Source organism: Stenotrophomonas sp. KH_036_B (assembly GCF_057839485.1).
Window position 1 is genome coordinate 2957912 of record NZ_CM174491.1, and the last position, 18577, is coordinate 2976488.

Consider the following 18577-nt stretch of genomic DNA (forward strand, 5'->3'; position numbering starts at 1 on the left):
TCAAATCCTGGAGTTACAGCAACTTGCTGGATGCGATCTGCATCGCCAGCTTCGCGATCGAGGGTTCCATCAGGTCGGTCAGCGGCTTCGGGTACAGACCCAGCGCCAGCGTACCCACGGCGAACACACCCAACACCAGCCATTCACGGCCGTTGATGTCCTTCAGTTCGGCAACATGGGCGTTGGCCACTTCACCGAAGAACACGCGCTTGTACAGCCACAGCGTGTAGGCCGCGGTGATGACCAGCGTGCTTGCCGCCGCCAGGGCCAGCCACGGATTGCGCTGGAAGCTGGCCATGATGATCATGAACTCGCCCACGAAACCGCTGGTGCCCGGCAGGCCGGCATTGGCCATGAAGAACAGCATGGCGAAGGTGGCGAACCATGGCATGACGTTGACCACGCCGCCGTAATCGGCGATTCGGCGGCTGTGCATGCGGTCGTACAGGACGCCGACGCAGGAGAACATGGCACCGGACACGAAGCCGTGCGAGATCATCTGCACCATGGCGCCCTGCAGGCCCAGGCGGGCCGCGTCCGGGTTGCCGGCGTCACGCACCAGCCACAGCGCGATGAACGTGCCGAGGGTGACGAAGCCCATGTGCGCGATCGACGAATAGGCGATCAGCTTCTTCATGTCGTCCTGGACCAGGGCGACCAGGCCGACATAGATCACGGCGATCAGCGACAGGGTGATCACCAGCCATGCCCATTCCTGCGACGCGTCGGGGACGATCGGCAGGTTGAAGCGCAGGAAACCGTAGCCACCGATCTTCAGTGCGATGGCGGCCAGGATCACCGAACCGGCGGTGGGCGCTTCCACGTGCGCGTCCGGCAGCCAGGTGTGCACCGGGAACATCGGCACCTTGACCGCGAAGGCGATCAGGAACGCGAAGAAGATCCAGGTCTGCTCCTGGGCCGACAGCTGCAGCTGGTACAGGTCGGCCAGCTGGAAGCTGCCGCCCTTCAGGTACAGGTAGATCAGCGCCACCAGCATCAGCACGGAGCCGAGGAAGGTGTAGAGGAAGAACTTCAGCGCGGCGTAGATGCGGCGCGGGCCGCCCCAGACACCGATGATCAGGAACATCGGGATCAGCATCGCTTCGAAGAAGACGTAGAACAGCATCGCGTCCGTGGCGGCGAAGATGCCCACGGTGACGCCTTCCAGGATCAGGAAGGCCGCCACGTACTGGTTGACGCGCTTGTCGATCGCGCTCCAGGCACCGATCAGTGCCAGCACCGAGACCAGCGTGGTCAGCAGGATCAGCGCGATCGCGATGCCATCCACACCCAGGTTGTAGCCGATGTCGTAGGCGGGGATCCAGGCGCGGGTCTCGACGAACTGCAGCGCGTCGTTGCTCACGTCGTAGCCGCTGAGCAGGAACAGGCTGGCCGCGAAGGTGAGCACCGCCACGCCCAGCGACGCCCAGCGGGCGGTCTGCGCATCACGGATGGCAAGGATCAAGGCACCGCCGAGGATCGGCAGCCAGATGAGAACACTGAGTAGAGGCCAGTTCGACACGTCTTCTTATTCCGTACAGGTCATCAACGCAGGTAATGCATCAGGACGCCCAGGAGGGCAATCAGGCCGATGATCATCGCGAAGGCGTAGTGATAGAGGAAACCGGATTGGGTGCGACGCAGCAGGTTGGCCGCCAGGTCGATCAGGCGTGCCGAACCGTTGACCACCACACCATCGACGATGTTCGTGTCGATCGCGCGCGAAACCTTGCCCAGCTTGATGCCGCCACCGGCGAAGCCGCCGATCCAGAGTTTGTCGAAGCCGTACTTGTTCTCCAGCACCGACACCAGCGGGGCGAAGGTCTTGCGTGCCTTCGTCGCCAGTTCCGGCTTCCACAGGTAGAACAGGACTGCCAGCAGGAAGCCTGCCACGGTCAGGAAGAAGGCCGGAGCCATCATGCCGTGCAGGGCGAATGCCACGGGGCCGTGGAACTCTTCGGCCAGCGCGCCAATGGTGTTGCGGGCCGGATCGTAGAAATCGACGACGCCGGTGAAGAACGAATGCACCTGGCCCGGAATGCCGTGCTTGGCATGGTGGCCGGCCCAGTCGGTGCCGTACAGCATCGGACCGATGCTGAAGAAACCGATCAACATCGACGGGATCGCGAGCAGGATCAGCGGCAGCGTCACCACCCACGGGGTTTCGTGCGGCTCATGCGGACCGTGGCCATGGCCGTGGTCGTCATGGTGCGCGTCACCGTGGTGGGCATCGGCATGTGCGTCGGCGGCAGGATGGTCGTCATGGCCATGGCCATGATCGTCATGCGCGTCGCGGAAGCGCTCCTTGCCGTGGAAGGTCAGGAACAGCAGGCGGAAGCTGTAGAAGCTCGTAACAATCACGCCACCCAGCACAGCCCAGTAGCCATAGGTCGCCACCCAGCTCGAGGACATGTGCGCGTGGTGCTCCGCCGCCTCGATGATGGTGTCCTTCGAGTAGAAGCCGGAGAAGAACGGCGTGCCGACCAGGGCCAGCGTACCGATCCACATGGTGATGAAGGTGATCGGCATGTACTTGCGCAGGCCGCCCATCTTGCGCATGTCCTGCTCGTGGTGCATGGCGATGATCACCGAGCCCGCGCCGAGGAACAGCAGCGCCTTGAAGAAGGCGTGGGTCATCAGGTGGAACACGGCGGCCGAGTACGCCGACACGCCCAGTGCCACGGTCATGTAGCCCAGCTGGGACAGCGTGGAGTACGCGACGACGCGCTTGATGTCGTTCTGCACGATGCCGATCAGGCCGGTGAAGAACGCGGTGGTGGCACCGATGAACAGCACGAAGTTCAGCGCGGTCTGCGACAGCTCGAACAGCGGCGACATGCGGGTGACCATGAAGATGCCCGCGGTGACCATGGTCGCGGCGTGGATCAGGGCCGAGATCGGGGTCGGGCCTTCCATCGAGTCGGGGAGCCACACGTGCAGCGGCACCTGGGCCGACTTGCCCATCGCGCCAATGAACAGGCAGATGCAGATGATGGTGGCGATCGACCAGATCACCGGCTCGGCGGTCACCTGGATGCTGGTCAGGCCGAACAGGTTGATCGTGCCCGACCAGATCTGCAGCTGGGCTTCCGGATGGGCCAGGATCGAGGCATTGGCAAACACGCTGGCGTAGTCCAGGGTGCCGAACACCCACAGCACGCCGGCGATGCCGAGGATGAAGCCGAAGTCGCCCACTCGGTTGACCAGGAAGGCCTTCATGTTGGCGAAGATGGCGGTCGGGCGCTTGAACCAGAAGCCGATCAGCAGGTACGACACCAGGCCCACCGCTTCCCAGCCGAAGAACAGCTGCAGGAAGTTGTTGCTCATCACCAGGGTGAGCATCGAGAAGGTGAACAGCGAGATGTAGCTGAAGAACCGCTGGTAGCCCGGGTCATCCTGCATGTAGCCGATGGTGTACACGTGCACCAGGAACGACACGAAGGTGACCACGACCATCATCATCGCGGTGAGCTTGTCGATCATGAAACCGACATGCGCCGAATACTGGCCGACCTCGAAGAACGTGTAGACGTTCTGGTTGAACGGCTGCGCGCCGCCCCACAGCAGCTGGTAGAACACGTAGCTGGACAGCAGGCAGCTGACCGCAACACCCAGGATGGTGACGGACTGGGCGCCGACGCGACCCACCTGGCGACCAAACAGGCCGGCGATGATGCTGCCGAGCAGCGGTGCAAGCACCACGGCAATCAACAGACTCTTGGAGAGAGTGATTTCCATCTACGGATCAGCCCTTCAGCGAATCGACTTCGCCGACATTGATGGTGCGGCGGGTACGGAACAGGGTTACCAGGATCGCGAGGCCGATCGCGGCCTCGGCCGCGGCCACGGTCAGGATGAAGAAGACGAACAGCTGTCCGGCCGTATCACCCATCTCACGCGAGAACCCGACGAAATTGATGTTGACCGACAGCAGCATCAGCTCGACCGACATCAGCAGCACGATGATGTTCTTGCGGTTGAGGAAGATGCCGGCAAGGCTGATGCAGAACAGCAGCGCGCCGAGGGCCAGGATATGACCGAGGGTGATCATGGGGTGGCCTCCTCGTTGCTGGACGGCTTGGTGAGGGTGTGGACCACCGGCTTTTCGGCGTCCATCTTGACCACGCGCAGGCGGTCGTGGCCCTTGACCATCGTCTGCTCGGTCGGGTTCTGGGTCTTCAGGCCGGTGCGGCGACGCAGGGTCAGCATCACGGCGGCGACCACGGCCACGGTCAGGATGACGGCGGCGAACTCGAACGGCAGCAGGTACTCAGTGAACAGGCTGCGCGCCAGCCAGGTGATGTTGGAGCTGTCCGCGGCGACCGCAGCGGCGTTGTCGGCCGGGAACGGGTTGACCGCCCTGCCCTTCACGCCGATCAGGACCAGCATCTGCACCAGCATGGTCACGGCAACCACCAGCCCCACCGGCAGGTAGCGCACCCAGCCTTCGCGCAGGTTGGTGGCGTCGATGTCCAGCATCATCACCACGAACAGGAACAGCACCATGACCGCGCCGACGTAGACCAGCACCAGCGCCACGCCCAGGAACTCGGCCCCGACCAGGATCCAGATGCAGGCCACGGAGAAGAAGGTCAGGATCAGGCACAACACGGCATATACCGGGTTGCGCACGCTGATCACCGCCACGGCGGAGATGCCCGCCACGATGGCGAAGGCCCAGAAGAAGATATTTACCCAATCCATCATGCGACCTCAGCGGAAAGCGGCATCGGCGGCACGACGCTCGGCGATTTCGGCTTCAAGCCGATCACCGATGGCCAGCAGCTGCGGCTTGGTAACGATGTTCTCGCCACGGTTCTCGAAGTGGTACTCGAGAATGTGGGTCTCGACGATCGAGTCCACCGGGCAGCTTTCCTCACAGAAGCCGCAGAAGATGCACTTGAACAGATCGATGTCGTAGCGGGTGGTGCGGCGGGTGCCGTCCTCGCGCTTGGCCGAATCGATGGTGATGGCCAGCGCCGGGCACACCGCTTCGCACAGCTTGCAGGCGATGCAGCGCTCTTCCCCGTTGGGGTAGCGACGCAGCGCATGCAGGCCGCGGAAACGCGGCGACTGCGGGAACTTTTCCATCGGGTACATCAGCGTGTACTTCGGCTTGAAGGCGTACTTGAGGGTCAGCCACAGACCCCCGAGCAGCTCGAGCAGCAGCAGGCTTTTGAAGTAATGGGTAATTCGATTCATCACTTAGACGCCCTTCTGGATCACGCCGTAGAACACCATCACAGCCGTAACAGCAATCCACGCGATGGTGAGCGGGATGAAGACCTTCCAGCCCAGACGCATGATCTGGTCATAACGGAAGCGCGGGAAGCTGGCACGGAACCAGATGTAGGCACTGGCGAAGAAGAACACCTTCAGCAGCAGCCACGGGGCACCGCCCTTCCAGATCCAGTCGATCCACGGCGAGATGTCCGCCGTGATCCAGCCCTGGAACGGGCTCAGCCAGCCGCCGAGGAAGAAGATCGAGATCAGGAAGCTGATCAGGATCATGTTGGCGTATTCGGCCAGGAAGAACAGCGCGAACGCACCGCCGGAGTACTCGACCATGTGGCCGGCGACGATTTCCGATTCACCTTCCACCACGTCGAACGGCGCGCGGTTGGTTTCGGCCACGCCGGACACCCAGTACACGATGAACAACGGGAACAGCGGAATCAGGAACCAGTCGAAGAAGCCGGAGTTGCCGGCCTGCGCCATCACGATGCCGCTCAGGTTGAGGCTGCCGGCGGCGATCATGACACCGACCAGGGCAAAGCCCATCGCGATTTCGTAGCTGATCATCTGCGCCGAGGCGCGCATCGCACCCAGGAAGGCGTACTTGGAGTTGGAGGCCCAACCGGCCAGGATGATGCCGTACACGCCCAGCGAGGTCATCGCCAGCAGGTACAGCAGACCGGCGTTGGCGTTGGACAGCACGATCTGCGCGTCGAAGGGCACCACCGACCAGGCCGCGAAGGCCGGGGCCAGGGTGATCAGCGGCGCCAGGATGAACATCGCCTTGTGCGAGCTCGCCGGCTGGATGATCTCCTTGAACAGCAGCTTGAAGACGTCGGCGAAGGCCTGGAAGATGCCCATGCCGACGTACATCGGACCGTGCCGGACATGCATCCAGCCGATCAGCTTGCGTTCCCAGACCACGTAGAACGCCACCGAGATGATCACCGGCATGGCGATCACCAGGATCTTCAGGATGATCCACAGCAGCGCGCCGATCTCACCCAGGCCCAGGAGCCATTGGTGGAGCGGATCGACCGCGTTCAACAGCAATTCGTTCATGCAGCCACCACCGTTACGCGTGCGGCACCCAGCGGCGCGGTTGCACCGTGGCCCGATTCAATCCAGACCGACCCCACGGCGACGCGGGCGTCGACCACCACCGGCAAGGTGGCCTTGCCGGCATCGGTGCCGACCTTGGCCATCTGCCCTTCGACCAGCTGCAGGCGCGCGGCGTCATCGGCATTGAGCACGATGCGCGGCGCGGTGTTGAGCGGGTGCGACTGCAGCGCCTGGGCGCGACGGACGACCGCATCGGTGCGGTAGATGGCCGCGGTGGACGCGACCTCCAGGCCCTCGCCCGCCACCGGCGTGGCCGCCGAGGCGGACACGGTGACGTTGACCGGGGCCAAGCTGGCACGCAGGCCGGCCAGGTCGGTGAACTCGAAACCGGCCAGGGCCAGTTCGCCGCCCAGCGCGCGCAGCACGCGCCAGCCTTCACGGGCCTCGCCCGGCAGCTTGCCGCCGGCACGGGCCGACTGCTCGCGACCATCGAGGTTGGTCAGGGTGGCGTCGACTTCCGGCAGCGCGCCGATCGGCAGGATCACGTCGGCCACGTCGCGGGTCGAGGCGCAGGCGAACTGGCTGAAGGCCACCACCTGGGCACCGGCCAGCGCCTTGCGGGCGGCGGCGGTGTCGGCGAAATCCAGGCCCGGCTCGATGCCGTACAGGGCATAAGCCTTGCGCGGCTGGGCCAGCATGGCGCTGACGTCCTTGCCGGCCGGCAGTACGCCGGCGCGGGACAGGCCCACGGCATTGGCGCCCTGCGGAATGCGGCACAGCTTGGCACCGGTAGCGGCGGCGAAATCACGCGCGGCGGCGCGGATCGCGGCGGCCTGCGGGTGGTTTTCGGCGATGCCACCGACGATCAGCACGGCAGTGCTGCCGGTGACCGCCTGGCGCAGCTCGGCATTGCCCAGCGCCTCGACGAACTTCGACGGGGCCACGATCTGCTTGCCGGCCAGCTTGAAGGCGAAGTCGAAGTCGACCGGGTTGATCGCGTGGATCTTCGCGTCGCGCGTGGTCTGCGCCTTGCGCAGGCGGGCATGCAGCAGCGGCAGCTCGTGGCGGATGTTGCTGCCCAGGACCACGATGCTGTCGGCGCCTTCGATCTCGGCCAGCGACAGGCCGAAGACTTCGGCAGTGGCGGCATCGGAGAAGTCGCGGTTGTGGATGCGGTGGTCGATGTGGGTGGTGCCCAGGCCGGCGGCCAGACGGGCCAGCAGTGCGCCCTCCTCGTTCGAGGCCGACGGGTGCACCAGCACGCCCAGGTCATCGCCGGTGTTGGCGCTGAGGATCTCGCGTGCGGCAGCCAGGCCTTCGGCCCAGCTCACTTCCTGCCACTCGCCGTTGACCTTGCGCAGCGGCTTGACGGCGCGGTCGGCGCTGTACAGGCCCTGGTGCGAGTAGCGGTCACGGTCGGACAGCCAGCATTCGTTGACCAGCTCGTTGTCGCGCGGCACCGAACGCAGCACTTCGCCGCGGCGCACGTGCAGGAACAGGTTCGAGCCCATCGCGTCGTGGTAACCCAGCGACTCGCGTGCGGTCAGTTCCCACGGACGGGCGCGGAACTGGAACACCTTGTTGGTCAACGCGCCGACCGGGCAGACGTCGACGACGTTGCCGGACAGTTCGGTGGTCAACGGCTTGCCGTCGTAGGTGCCGATCTGCAGGTTTTCACCGCGGTACATGCCACCCAGTTCATAGGTGCCGGCCACGTCGGCGGTGAAGCGGACGCAGCGGGTGCACTGGATGCAGCGGGTCATCTCGGTGGCGACCAGCGGACCGATGTCCTCGTCGGGCACCACGCGCTTGCGCTCGTTGAAGCGGCTCACCGAACGGCCGTAGCCGAGCGACACGTCCTGCAGCTCGCATTCGCCGCCCTGATCGCAGATCGGGCAGTCCAGCGGGTGGTTGATCAGCAGGAATTCCATCACCGAGCGCTGGAACTTCAGGGCCTTTTCGCTGCGGGTGGCGACCTTCATGCCATCCATCACCGGGGTGGCGCAGGCCGGGGCCGGCTTCGGCGACTTCTCGACGTCCACCAGGCACATGCGGCAGTTGGCGGCGATCGGCAACTTCTCGTGGTAGCAGAAGCGCGGGATCGGAATGCCGGCCTTGTCGGCGGCCTGGATGATCATCGAGCCCTTGGGCACGACCAGGGACTGGCCGTCGATCTCGACGGTCACATGCCCTTCCGGCACGATCGCCGGGGTGCCACCAGGATTGTTGGGTTGCGCGCTCATGCGGCGGCTGCCTCCACCTTCTTGCCGTCAACCATCGAATGACCGTTGACGATGTAGTACTCGAATTCGTCCCAGAACTGGCGCAGGAAGCCCTGGATGGGCCATGCCGCCGCTTCACCGAACGCGCAGATGGTGTGGCCTTCGATCTGGCCGGCCACCGTCTTCAGCTGGTGCAGGTCTTCCATGGTTGCCTTGCCGGCGACGATGCGCTCGAGCACGCGGTGCATCCAGCCGGTGCCTTCACGGCACGGGGTGCACTGGCCACAGGATTCCTTGTGGAAGAACTGGCTGATACGGCAGGCGAACTTGACGCAGCAGACGCTGTCGTCCAGCACCACGATGGCGCCCGACCCCAGACCGGTGCCAAGGGCACGCAGAGTGTCGTAATCCATCTGCAGGCCCTTGAGCTCTTCGGCCTTCAACACCGGCATGGACACGCCGCCCGGCACCGCGCCCTTGAGGGTGCGACCCGGCTTGAGGCCGCCGGCCATTTCCAGCAGTTCGTCGAAGGTGGTGCCCAGCGGCACTTCGAAGTTGCCGCCCTGCTGCACGCAGCCGGACACGGAGAAGATCTTCGGGCCGCCGTTCTTGGTCAGGCTCAGGCCTGCAAACCATTCCGGGCCGTTGCGGATGATCGCCGGCACCGAGGCATAGGTCTCGGTGTTGTTGATCGTCGACGGCTTGCCGTACAGGCCGAAGTTGGCCGGGAACGGCGGCTTGTAGCGCGGCTGGCCTTTCTTGCCTTCCAGCGATTCCATCAGCGCGGTTTCTTCGCCGCAGATGTACGCGCCGGCGCCGAGCGCACCGTAGATGTCGATGTCCACGCCGCTGCCGAGGATGTCCTTGCCCAGCCAGCCGTTCGCGTACGCGTCGGCCAGGGCCTGCTCGAAGTTCTCGAACGGCTCGTGGTGGAACTCACCGCGCAGGTAGTTGTACCCCACGGTGCTGCCGGTGGCGTAGCAGGCGATCGCCATGCCTTCCACGACCGAATGCGGGTTGTAACGCAGGATGTCGCGGTCCTTGCAGGTGCCCGGCTCGGATTCGTCCGAGTTGCAGAGGATGTACTTCTGCATGCTGCCCTTGGGCATGAAGGACCACTTCAGGCCGGTCGGGAAGCCAGCGCCGCCGCGGCCGCGCAGGTTCGACTGCTTGACCATCTCGATGACCTGTTCCGGCGAGATCTTCTCTTCGAGGATCTTGCGCAGGGCGGCATAGCCACCGGTCTTGAGGTAGCTCTCATACGACCACGGAGTGTCGTAATGCAGGGTGGTGTAGACCACCTGATGCGGCAACGGTGCGGGACCGACCGGACCACTGGGTGCGTGATGATGTGCCATGTCTTACTCCAACCCGTCCAGCAGCTCGTCGACTTTCTCGACGGTCAGGCGCTCGTGGTAATGGCCATTGATGACCATCATCGGCGCACCGGCGCAACCGGCCAGGCATTCTTCTTCACGCTTGAGGTAGACGCGGCCGTCGGCGGTGGACTGGCCGGTCTTGCAGCCGAGCTTCTTCTCGGCATGCGCAACCAGGTCCTCGGCGCCGTTCAACCAGCAGCTGATGTTGGTGCAGAAGGCAACGTTGTGGCGGCCCACCTTCTCCAGCTCGAACATCGAGTAGAAGCTGGCCACTTCGTAGGCCCACACCGGCGGCAGGTCCAGGTACCTGGCCACGCCGGCGATCAGCTCGTCGGTCAACCAACCGGCGTTCTGTTCCTGCGCGGCGTGCAGGCCCTGCAGCACGGCCGAACGCTTGCGGTCCGGCGGGAACTTGGACAGCCAGTGATCGATGTGCGCGCGCGTCTTGTCGCTCAACACCACCATCGGGTCGACGTCGCGCGCCGCTTCGAAATTACCTGTCGCCTTCATCGGCCGACCTCAGCAAATACCAAATCGTTAAGAACCAGAACCTGCAGCGCCGGCAGCAGCCGGCGGGTGTCAGGCATCGTGCATGCGGTCGTCATTACCGGTCCACCTCACCGAACACCAGGTCGTAGGTGCCGATCATGGCCACCACGTCGGCGAGCATGTGGCCGCGCACGATGGAGTCGATCGAGGACAGATGGGCGAAGCCCGGCGCGCGCAGGTGCACGCGGAACGGCTTGTTGGCGCCATCGGACATCAGGTAGCAGCCGAACTCGCCCTTGGGCGCTTCGACGGCGGCATAGGTTTCGCCGGCCGGGACGCAGTAGCCTTCACTGAACAGCTTGAAGTGATGGATCAGCGCTTCCATGTCGTCCTTCATGTCCTCGCGGCTGGGCGGCGCGACCTTGAAATTCTTGACCATGACCGGGCCGGGGTTGGCACGCAGCCACTGCACGCACTGCTTGATGATGCGGTTGGACTCGCGCATCTCGGCCACGCGGACCAGGTAGCGGTCGTAGCAGTCGCCTTCCTTGCCCAGCGGGATGTCGAAGTCGACGGCGTCGTACTTGGCATACGGCTGCTTCTTGCGCAGGTCCCAGGCAATGCCCGAGCCGCGCAGCATCACGCCGGTCATGCCCCAGGCATGGGCCAGTTCCGGGGTGACCACGCCGATGCCGACCGTACGCTGCTTCCAGATACGGTTGTCGGTGAGCAGGGTCTCGTACTCGTCCACGCGCGAGGGGAACTCGACGGTGAAGTTTTCCAGGAAGTCCAGCAGCGAACCTTCGCGCGAGGCGTTGAGGTTCTTCAGGGCCTTGCCCTTGTGCCAGCGCGATTCCTTGTACTTGGGCATCTGGTCCGGCAGGTCGCGGTACACGCCGCCCGGACGGTAGTACGCCGCGTGCATGCGCGCGCCGCTGACCGCTTCGTAGCAGTCCATCAGCTCTTCGCGTTCGCGGAAGGCGTACAGCATCACGGCCATCGCGCCCAGATCGAGCGCGTTGGAACCCAGCCACATCAGGTGGTTCAGGATGCGGGTGATTTCGTCGAACATGGTGCGGATGTACTGCGCCCGCTCCGGCGCTTCGATGCCCATCAGGGTCTCGATCGCGCGCACGTAGGCGTGTTCGTTGCACATCATCGACACGTAATCCAGGCGATCCATGTAGCCGATCGACTGGTTGAACGGCTTGGACTCGGCCAGCTTTTCGGTACCCCGGTGCAGCAGGCCCACGTGCGGGTCGGCACGCATGATGGTTTCGCCGTCCATTTCCAGGATCAGGCGCAGCACACCGTGCGCGGCCGGATGCTGGGGACCGAAGTTCATCGTGTAATTGCGGATTTCCTGCCGGCTTTCGGCGGGATTGCTGGCGAAGGCCTGGTGGGCCTGCGGTTCAAGCTTGCTCAGATCAGCGCTCACTTTACTGCCTCCGTCTGCGCGCTTTCGCCGGCAGCGGTCTGGAAACGGGCGTCGTCACGGATCACGCGCGGCACGCCGACACGCGGCTCCACCGAGGTCACCGGCTCGTAGATCACGCGCTTCTTCTCTTCGTCGTAGCGCACTTCGACGTTGCCGATCAGCGGGAAGTCCTTGCGGAACGGGTGCCCCACGAAGCCGTAATCGGTCAGGATCCGGCGCAGGTCCGGGTGGCCTTCGAAGATCACGCCGAACAGGTCGAACGCTTCGCGCTCGAACCAGTTCAGGCCCGGCCACACGTCGGTCAGCGACGCGACCACCGGCAGTTCCTCGTTCGGCGCGAAACAGCGGATGCGCATGGTGAGGTTATGCTGGTAGGAACGCAGCTGGGCGACCACGGCGAAACGCTGCAGCGGAATGGGCTGCGCCTGGGTGCCGTCGCTGGTTTCGCGCGTGGGGAATTCACCCCACGCGAAACGGCCGACCGACTTGCCCTCGACGCCACGGCTGAAGCCGTGCGAGGAGACATCGGAGGTGTCCCACTCGTCACTGCCATAGCCGAGGTAGTCCAGGCCGCACAGGTCGACGGACTGCTCGAAACCGAATTCGTCGCGCAGCGCCAAAGCCGTGGCATGCCAGTCAGCGGCGGGCACTTCCAGCGTCACTTCGCCGCGGGGTTCGACCACGAAGACCTGCGCACCGGCAAAGCGTGCGGAAAGTCGGTCGATGAAGGATGCTTGCTCTGCCATGGGGGCTTGGCGTGCTCTTGTCAGGAGGAATGTCAGCGGGCGATGGTCTGCGTACGCCAGATCTTCTTCTGCAACTGCAGGATCCCGTACACCAGCGCTTCGGCGGTAGGCGGACAACCGGGGACGTAGATGTCCACCGGCACCACGCGGTCGCAACCACGCACTACTGCATACGAGTAGTGGTAGTAGCCGCCACCGTTGGCGCAGCTGCCCATGGAGATGACCCACTTCGGGTCCGGCATCTGGTCGTAGACCTTGCGCAGGGCCGGAGCCATCTTGTTGACCAGGGTACCGGCCACGATCATCACGTCGGACTGACGCGGCGACGGGCGGAACACCACGCCGTAACGGTCAAGGTCCAGGCGCGCGGCGCCGGCATGCATCATTTCAACCGCGCAGCAGGCCAGACCGAAGGTCATGGGCCACATCGAACCGGTACGTGCCCAGTTCAACAGCGCGTCAACGCTGGTGGTCACATAGCCCTTCTCGAGCAGCGGGTTGTCGCCTTCGGGGCGCAGGATGTCATCCACCCGCCCTTCCGGGACCGGGTTGTTCATCAGGCCGTCGAGCGTCTGAATTACTCCCATTCCAGCGCTCCCTTCTTCCAGACGTAAATGAAACCGAGGAAAAGCATGCCCACGAACAGGCCCATCGTGACCAGCGAACGTGCGCCCAGCTCCATGAAGACCTGGGTCCACGGCACGATGAAGATGATTTCCAAGTCAAATACGATGAACTGGATCGCGATCAGGTAGTAGCGCACATCGAACTTCATGCGCGCGTCCTCGAAAGCCTCGAAGCCGCACTCGTACGGCGAGAGCTTTTTCAGGTCTGGACGACGGGGACCGAGGAATCGGCCGACCAGCATCAGCGAAACGCCGATACCGGTGGCAACGATCAGAAACAGCAGAGACGGCAAATATTCGGCCAGCACAGCGATTCTCTCTTGCCTCTGCCGCTACGCCTGCAGGCGTGTTGGCATGGGGGAGTGGACGGATACCGCTACCTGGCGCTTTGCGCGCCAGACGAACCCGCTTACAAACAAAATGGTGCCCAAGAGGGGACTCGAACCCCTACGACCTAAGTCGCTACCACCTCAAGGTAGTGCGTCTACCAATTCCGCCACCTGGGCTTACGTATCGCACCGGGGGATGTCCAACTGGATTCCCCGATGCGCCGCATATTGTAACCGTCTTCAGCGAGTCTGGGAGCCTTCGGAAGGCTTTTCTTCACCCGATTTCGGCGTTTCCGCCTGAGCCGGCACAGTGGCCTGCGGAACCGGCTGCTGGACAGCGGTTTCGGGGGCCTTCGGCACGACCGGCAGCTCGCCTGCCGGGACGGCCGGCGCGGTTGCGGCCGGCGCAGACATCACGCCAAGGTCCTGCTGGACCGCCGGGCGCGCGCCATGGCTGGCGTACCAGGCCATGAAGAGGCTGATGCCGAAGAACACCACGGCCAGCCACTTGGTCGACTTGGACAGGAAGTTGGACGCGCCACGCGCGCCGAACACCGTGCCCGAGGCACCTGCACCGAAACCCGACCCTGCGGCCGCGCCGGAACCACGCTGCATCAGGATGAGCGCGATCATGGCCACCGCCACCAGCACGTAGACCACATTGAGGATCAACATCAGCATTTCGAATCCGTCCTCGGACATGTAATGCCGACGGTTAGTCGGCAACCTTAATAATTGGCCGCCGCATCGACGATGGCCAGGAAATCTGCGGCCACGAGCGAGGCACCGCCTACCAGCCCACCATCGACATCGGGCTGCGCAAACAGTTCCCCAGCGTTGTCGGGCTTGACGCTGCCGCCGTAAAGGATGGGCAGTGAATCCGCAATTCTAGCATCGAGCTTGGCCACTTCGCCACGGATGAAGGCATGGACCTGCTGGGCCTGCTCCTTGGAGGCGGTCCGGCCGGTGCCGATGGCCCAGACGGGCTCATAGGCGACGACGGCATGCTGGAAGCCGGCGGGACCCACCAGGTCAAGCACGGGGGCCAGCTGGCTGGCGATCACCTGCTCGGTCTGCCCGGCTTCGCGCTGCTCAAGGGTTTCGCCCACACACAGCACCGGGACCAGGCCGGCATGCAGGGCGGCGGCGAACTTGCGCGCGACCAGCTCGCTGCTTTCATGGTGGTACTGGCGCCGCTCGGAATGGCCCACCAGGCCATAGCGGGCGCCGACGTCAACCAGCATGGCGGCACAGACCTCACCGGTATAGGCGCCCTTCTCGTTGGAGCTGACGTCCTGGGAGCCAAAGGCGATGTTGCGGCCCTCGAAGTCGGCCACCAGCTCGCCCAGGTACGGCAGCGGCGGAAGGATGACCACGTCGACCCCGTCCTTCGGCAGGCTGGCGACGATATCGCTGACCAGGTCGGTCGCGAATTGGCGGCTGCCGTGCAGCTTCCAGTTACCGGCGACGATCGTGCGGCGCATGGCGGGGCTCCTTTGGGGTATCAACGGCCAATGATACCGGATGAAACGAATCGGCGTTTCTGCGAAAACGCTTACATTTCAAATGGATATTGCAAGACCGAGAGCAAAAGCAAGAGCCACGGCCAGAGCAGATCAAGGTGGCCGGCTCGTATGGGTTGCGGCGCCGGGGCGGGCGGGGTTACGGGACACGCCGTAAACCCGTCCTTGGGGGCTTGGCGAAAACATCCATGTTTTCGACAGTCCCTACACCCCACCCACCCCGACCCCGCCCACAGAGGGTCGGTGCGCAGGCGTTAGAGCGGTAGGCCACGACCGTTGGTCGTGGCGCCGTTTCCGTCCGGCATCGACCCACTTTCGGGGGCGAGGGCCGGTATGCCCCGTAGCGACTGTCAAAAACATGGATGTTTTTGACAAGCCCCCATGGATGGGTTCACGGCGTGTCGCGGAGGGGCATACCGGCCCTCGCCCCAGCCGATAGGAACGAATAGCCAAGCTCTTCGCGCAGAAATGACGCGCAGATAAAAAGGCCACCTCTCGGTGGCCTTTCGATCACTTCAGCTTGATCTCACGCAGTCGCTCTTCAAGGAAGCCATGCGCGGTGATCGGCTCCGGGTAACGGCTGGGGTTGTCCGGGGTGATGCAGGTGGGCAGCACGTCGATCAGGAAGTCCGGGTTCGGGTGCAGGAAGAACGGCACCGAGTAACGCGGATTGCGCGCCTGCTCGCCCGGGGGGTTGACCACGCGGTGGATGGTGGACGGGTAGACGTGGTTGGTCAGGCGCTGCAGCATGTCGCCGATGTTGACCACGATGGTGTCCGCGTCCGAGGTGAACGGCACCCACTTGCCCTCGTGCGACTGGACTTCCAGGCCCGCCGCACTCGCGCCCACCAGCAGCGTGATGAAGTTGATGTCGCCATGGGCACCCGCGCGCACGTTCGGGATGTCGTCGGCGGTGATCGGCGGGTAGTGGATCGGCCGCAGGATCGAGTTGCCGTTGTTGGTCTTGTCCGCGAAGAAGTCGATCGGCAGGCCGATGTGCAGCGCCAGCGCCGACAGCACCCGCGAGCCCAGCGTGTCCAGTTCCTGGTACAGGCCGTAGCCCTTCTCACGGAAGCCCGGGACCTCGCTCGGCCACAGGTTCGGCGCCATCACGTCGCGGTACTTCGAGTCGTCCGGAATCTCGCGGCCGATGTGCCAGAACTCCTTCAGGTCGAAGTGCTTGGAACCCTTGGCGGTTTCCACGCCGAACGGGGTGTACCCGCGCGCGCCGCCGGTACCCGGCAGGTGGTACTGCAGCTTGGTGGCTTCCGGCAGCGCGAAGAACGCCTTGAACACGCCATAGGCTGCGTCGATGTCTTCCTGCGGAATGCCGTGGTTGCGTATGCCTGCGAAACCCCATTCGCGGTAGGCCGCGCCCAGCTCTGCGACGAAAGCGTCACGGTCGCTGTCGAAACGGGTGATGTCGAGGGTGGGGATCTGGCTCACAGCGATTCCTGGCTTGTTCAAGGTGGGATATACGGCCACGCCTGTGGCCCCGCTGAACATTGTGCCAGATCAGACGATCGAGACCCCCGATACATTGATACACATCGATACAATGCGCCCTGCCCGCCACGATCCACGGCTGGGCGGTCATGGACGCCGCCGCCGCCACGTCTTCCGTATCCCCTTTTGCGTCAGACCCTGCATGGACGTTTCCCACTCTCCTTCCTACCTACGGGCGCGCTGGCAGCGCCTGGCCTGGCTGAGCCTGTTCACCGCCCTCAACGCCGGCATTGCCTGCGCCATTGCGCTGGGCAACACACCGCTCGGTGACAACCCCGGCGGCGCGCTGGGGCTGGGTTACCTGGCTCTCGCCCTGCCCGGCCATTTCCTCGCGTTCGGCGCGCTGGTGTCGCTGGTGCCCCTGGCCCTCGGGCTGTGGGCGCGTTCGCCACGCCCCCTGCTGGTGAGTGCGGTCGCGTTGCAGGGCCTGTGGCTGTGCCTGCTGCTGGTGGATGCGAAGGTGTTCGCGCTGTACCGCTTCCACCTCAATGCGATGGTGCTGAACATGGTCTTCGGCGGCGCCCTGCAGGACCAGGTCGCCCTGTCGTGGCAGAGCTGGCTCCAGGCTGCGGCGGTGGTCGGCGTGGTCGCCCTGGCCGAGGTGCTGCTGGCCTGGGCGTGCTGGGCGTTGCTGCCGACCGGCCCGCGGCGCCGGTCGGTGCTGGCCGCCTGGGCGGTGGGTCTGGCACTGATGGCGACCGGCCAGGCCGCCACCGCCTATTACGATGCACTGGGTGAACGCGCCGTCACCGGCCAGTGGGCCTACCTGCCTTGGGCGCAGCCGATCACCGCCAAGCGGCAGATGCGCCGGCTGGGCGTGCGCAGCCTTCCCCAGGCCACCCTGCCCGACCCGCGCCACAGCCAGTTGCAGTACCCGCTCCAACCGCTGCGCTGCCAGAGCCATACCCAGCCCAACGTGCTGGTGGTGGTGCTGGAGTCCCTGCGCAGCGACGCGCTCGATGCCACCACGATGCCGAACACCTGGGCACTGGCGCAGCGCTCGGAGGTCTATGCCCACCACTACAGCACCGGCAACGCCACCCGTTATGGCCTGTTCGGACTGCTGTACGGCCTCCCCGGCGGATACTGGCAGAGCATGCTCAGTGAACAGCGCGGCTCGCTGCTGTTCGATGTGCTCACGCGGCAGGGGTACGACCTGCATCTGTATGGCAGTGCCCCGCTGTACAGCCCGGAATTCGACCGCACGGTGTTTGCCCAGGTGCGCGGGCAGCTGCACGCCGCGCCGTCCAGCTTGTCGGTGGCCGACCGCGACCGCCACATCGTCGAGGCCATGCAGGCCGACATCGCCATGGCCGGCAGCGGACACTGGTTCGGGTTCGTGTTCCTGGACAGCACCCACGCGCCTTACCACCTGCCGGCCGGCACCCCGCCGCTGGCCACGCCGATGGCCACGCAGATCAATTTCCTGGCCCTGGACAAGGACCACGACCCCACGCCGGAGCGCAACCGCTACCGCACCGCGGTGCACTACGCCGATGCGCAGGTCGGCGCGCTGCTGCAGTCGCTGCGCGACAGCGGCCAGGCCGACAACACCATCGTGCTGGTCACCGGCGACCACGCCGAGGAGTTCAACGACCTGGGGCTGAACTACTGGGGCCACAACGGCAACTTCTCCGACCATCAGATGCAGGTCCCGTTCGTGCTGCATTGGCCCGGGCGCGCGCCCGGCCGGCAGGCCACCACCAGCAGCCATGAGGATTGGGTGCCCACGCTGCTGCGGCATGGGCTCGGCTGCGAGAACGCACTGGCCGACTTCAGCACCGGCCAGGACCTGTTCGACCCGGCCCGCACCGCGCGTCCACTGCTGGTGGAAAGCTGGTCGCAGCGCGGCATCCATCACGGCGACCGCACCTACGTGTTCGACAGGTTCGGTACCGCCACCACGCTGGACAACCACTACCTGCCCCTTCTCGACCAGCCACCCGACCCGGTCGCGGTACGCACCGCATGGGACGCGCTGACCCACTTCCGCAAGCACTGACGTTTACCGACGTAACCCCT

At 64.7% G+C, this 18577-nt stretch carries 17 protein-coding genes and 1 tRNA gene; 1 reads left to right on the forward strand and 17 read right to left on the reverse strand.

From position 1 onward, the window contains the following. Positions 1-13 precede the first annotated feature (13 nt). The 17 genes from AC3ITN_RS13285 to AC3ITN_RS13365 form a co-directional block, all read right to left on the reverse strand. Positions 14-1522, reverse strand: a complete 1509-nt coding sequence (locus AC3ITN_RS13285) for an NADH-quinone oxidoreductase subunit M (protein ID WP_313344595.1) — start codon at positions 1520-1522, stop codon at positions 14-16. Between the two features lie 23 nt (positions 1523-1545). Beyond that, positions 1546-3738 carry an NADH-quinone oxidoreductase subunit L gene (gene nuoL / locus AC3ITN_RS13290; protein WP_489390809.1) on the reverse strand — a complete coding sequence of 731 codons (2193 nt, stop codon included), beginning with the start codon at positions 3736-3738 and terminating at the stop codon, positions 1546-1548. Positions 3739-3745: 7 nt separating this feature from the next. Then, positions 3746-4051, reverse strand: coding sequence for an NADH-quinone oxidoreductase subunit NuoK (nuoK, locus tag AC3ITN_RS13295; RefSeq protein WP_313344589.1), 306 nt, complete (start codon positions 4049-4051; stop codon positions 3746-3748). Next, positions 4048-4707: an NADH-quinone oxidoreductase subunit J gene (locus AC3ITN_RS13300; protein WP_313344586.1), complete on the reverse strand. Its 660-nt coding sequence runs from the start codon at positions 4705-4707 to the stop codon at positions 4048-4050. Before AC3ITN_RS13300 ends, nuoK begins: the two co-directional genes overlap by 4 nt. 6 nt (positions 4708-4713) lie before the next feature. Continuing rightward, positions 4714-5202 (reverse strand): NADH-quinone oxidoreductase subunit NuoI, encoded by a 489-nt coding sequence (gene nuoI, locus AC3ITN_RS13305; protein WP_017355930.1) that lies wholly within the window; start codon positions 5200-5202, stop codon positions 4714-4716. A 3-nt stretch (positions 5203-5205) separates the two neighbouring features. Further along, positions 5206-6297 (reverse strand): NADH-quinone oxidoreductase subunit NuoH, encoded by a 1092-nt coding sequence (gene nuoH / locus AC3ITN_RS13310; RefSeq protein WP_313344583.1) that lies wholly within the window; start codon positions 6295-6297, stop codon positions 5206-5208. After that, on the reverse strand, positions 6294-8540 hold the full coding sequence (nuoG, locus tag AC3ITN_RS13315) for an NADH-quinone oxidoreductase subunit NuoG (RefSeq protein WP_489390810.1): 2247 nt from the start codon (positions 8538-8540) through the stop codon (positions 6294-6296). Before nuoG ends, nuoH begins: the two co-directional genes overlap by 4 nt. Beyond that, a complete protein-coding gene (gene nuoF / locus AC3ITN_RS13320; RefSeq protein WP_313344574.1) occupies positions 8537-9877 on the reverse strand; it encodes an NADH-quinone oxidoreductase subunit NuoF in 1341 nt (446 codons plus the stop codon). The genes nuoG and nuoF overlap by 4 nt, the downstream gene beginning before the upstream one ends. A gap of 3 nt (positions 9878-9880) precedes the next feature. Further along, entirely contained in the window at positions 9881-10408 is a 528-nt protein-coding gene (nuoE, locus tag AC3ITN_RS13325) for an NADH-quinone oxidoreductase subunit NuoE (RefSeq protein WP_313344571.1), read from the reverse strand. Positions 10409-10502: 94 nt separating this feature from the next. Then, positions 10503-11732, reverse strand: coding sequence for an NADH-quinone oxidoreductase subunit D (locus AC3ITN_RS13330; RefSeq protein ID WP_489392934.1), 1230 nt, complete (start codon positions 11730-11732; stop codon positions 10503-10505). An 89-nt stretch (positions 11733-11821) separates the two neighbouring features. After that, on the reverse strand, positions 11822-12571 hold the full coding sequence (locus AC3ITN_RS13335) for an NADH-quinone oxidoreductase subunit C (protein WP_313344568.1): 750 nt from the start codon (positions 12569-12571) through the stop codon (positions 11822-11824). Between the two features lie 32 nt (positions 12572-12603). Further along, positions 12604-13158, reverse strand: coding sequence for a NuoB/complex I 20 kDa subunit family protein (locus AC3ITN_RS13340; RefSeq protein WP_019182677.1), 555 nt, complete (start codon positions 13156-13158; stop codon positions 12604-12606). Then, positions 13149-13505 carry an NADH-quinone oxidoreductase subunit A gene (locus tag AC3ITN_RS13345; RefSeq protein WP_038691968.1) on the reverse strand — a complete coding sequence of 119 codons (357 nt, stop codon included), beginning with the start codon at positions 13503-13505 and terminating at the stop codon, positions 13149-13151. The genes AC3ITN_RS13340 and AC3ITN_RS13345 overlap by 10 nt, the downstream gene beginning before the upstream one ends. A 113-nt stretch (positions 13506-13618) precedes the next feature. Next, positions 13619-13703 (reverse strand) — tRNA-Leu (locus AC3ITN_RS13350). Positions 13704-13766: 63 nt separating this feature from the next. Further along, the gene (gene secG, locus AC3ITN_RS13355) at positions 13767-14207 is read right to left on the reverse strand and encodes a preprotein translocase subunit SecG (protein ID WP_313344565.1); all 441 of its coding nucleotides are present in this window, start codon (positions 14205-14207) and stop codon (positions 13767-13769) included. A 47-nt stretch (positions 14208-14254) separates the two neighbouring features. Beyond that, the gene (gene tpiA / locus AC3ITN_RS13360) at positions 14255-15010 is read right to left on the reverse strand and encodes a triose-phosphate isomerase (RefSeq protein WP_489390811.1); all 756 of its coding nucleotides are present in this window, start codon (positions 15008-15010) and stop codon (positions 14255-14257) included. A gap of 549 nt (positions 15011-15559) precedes the next feature. Beyond that, complete coding sequence (locus tag AC3ITN_RS13365) at positions 15560-16495, reverse strand: isopenicillin N synthase family dioxygenase (protein ID WP_489390812.1); 936 nt, start codon at positions 16493-16495, stop codon at positions 15560-15562. Positions 16496-16697: 202 nt separating this feature from the next. Between AC3ITN_RS13365 and AC3ITN_RS13370 the strand changes: the two genes are divergently transcribed. After that, positions 16698-18557: a sulfatase-like hydrolase/transferase gene (locus tag AC3ITN_RS13370; protein WP_489390813.1), complete on the forward strand. Its 1860-nt coding sequence runs from the start codon at positions 16698-16700 to the stop codon at positions 18555-18557. The last annotated feature ends 20 nt before the right edge of the window (positions 18558-18577 follow it).

Coding starts and splice junctions, on each gene's coding strand:
- nuoL (WP_489390809.1), bottom strand. CDS start 3,738: ATGGAAATCACTCTCTCCAAGAGTCTGTTGATTGCCGTGGTGCTTGCA.
- nuoK (WP_313344589.1), bottom strand. CDS start 4,051: ATGATCACCCTCGGTCATATCCTGGCCCTCGGCGCGCTGCTGTTCTGC.
- AC3ITN_RS13300 (WP_313344586.1), bottom strand. CDS start 4,707: ATGATGGATTGGGTAAATATCTTCTTCTGGGCCTTCGCCATCGTGGCG.
- nuoI (WP_017355930.1), bottom strand. CDS start 5,202: ATGAATCGAATTACCCATTACTTCAAAAGCCTGCTGCTGCTCGAGCTG.
- nuoH (WP_313344583.1), bottom strand. CDS start 6,297: ATGAACGAATTGCTGTTGAACGCGGTCGATCCGCTCCACCAATGGCTC.
- nuoG (WP_489390810.1), bottom strand. CDS start 8,540: ATGAGCGCGCAACCCAACAATCCTGGTGGCACCCCGGCGATCGTGCCG.
- nuoF (WP_313344574.1), bottom strand. CDS start 9,877: ATGGCACATCATCACGCACCCAGTGGTCCGGTCGGTCCCGCACCGTTG.
- nuoE (WP_313344571.1), bottom strand. CDS start 10,408: ATGAAGGCGACAGGTAATTTCGAAGCGGCGCGCGACGTCGACCCGATG.
- AC3ITN_RS13330 (WP_489392934.1), bottom strand. CDS start 11,732: ATGAACTTCGGTCCCCAGCATCCGGCCGCGCACGGTGTGCTGCGCCTG.
- AC3ITN_RS13335 (WP_313344568.1), bottom strand. CDS start 12,571: ATGGCAGAGCAAGCATCCTTCATCGACCGACTTTCCGCACGCTTTGCC.
- AC3ITN_RS13340 (WP_019182677.1), bottom strand. CDS start 13,158: ATGGGAGTAATTCAGACGCTCGACGGCCTGATGAACAACCCGGTCCCG.
- secG (WP_313344565.1), bottom strand. CDS start 14,207: ATGCTGATGTTGATCCTCAATGTGGTCTACGTGCTGGTGGCGGTGGCC.
- tpiA (WP_489390811.1), bottom strand. CDS start 15,010: ATGCGCCGCACGATCGTCGCCGGTAACTGGAAGCTGCACGGCAGCCGC.
- AC3ITN_RS13370 (WP_489390813.1), top strand. CDS start 16,698: ATGGACGTTTCCCACTCTCCTTCCTACCTACGGGCGCGCTGGCAGCGC.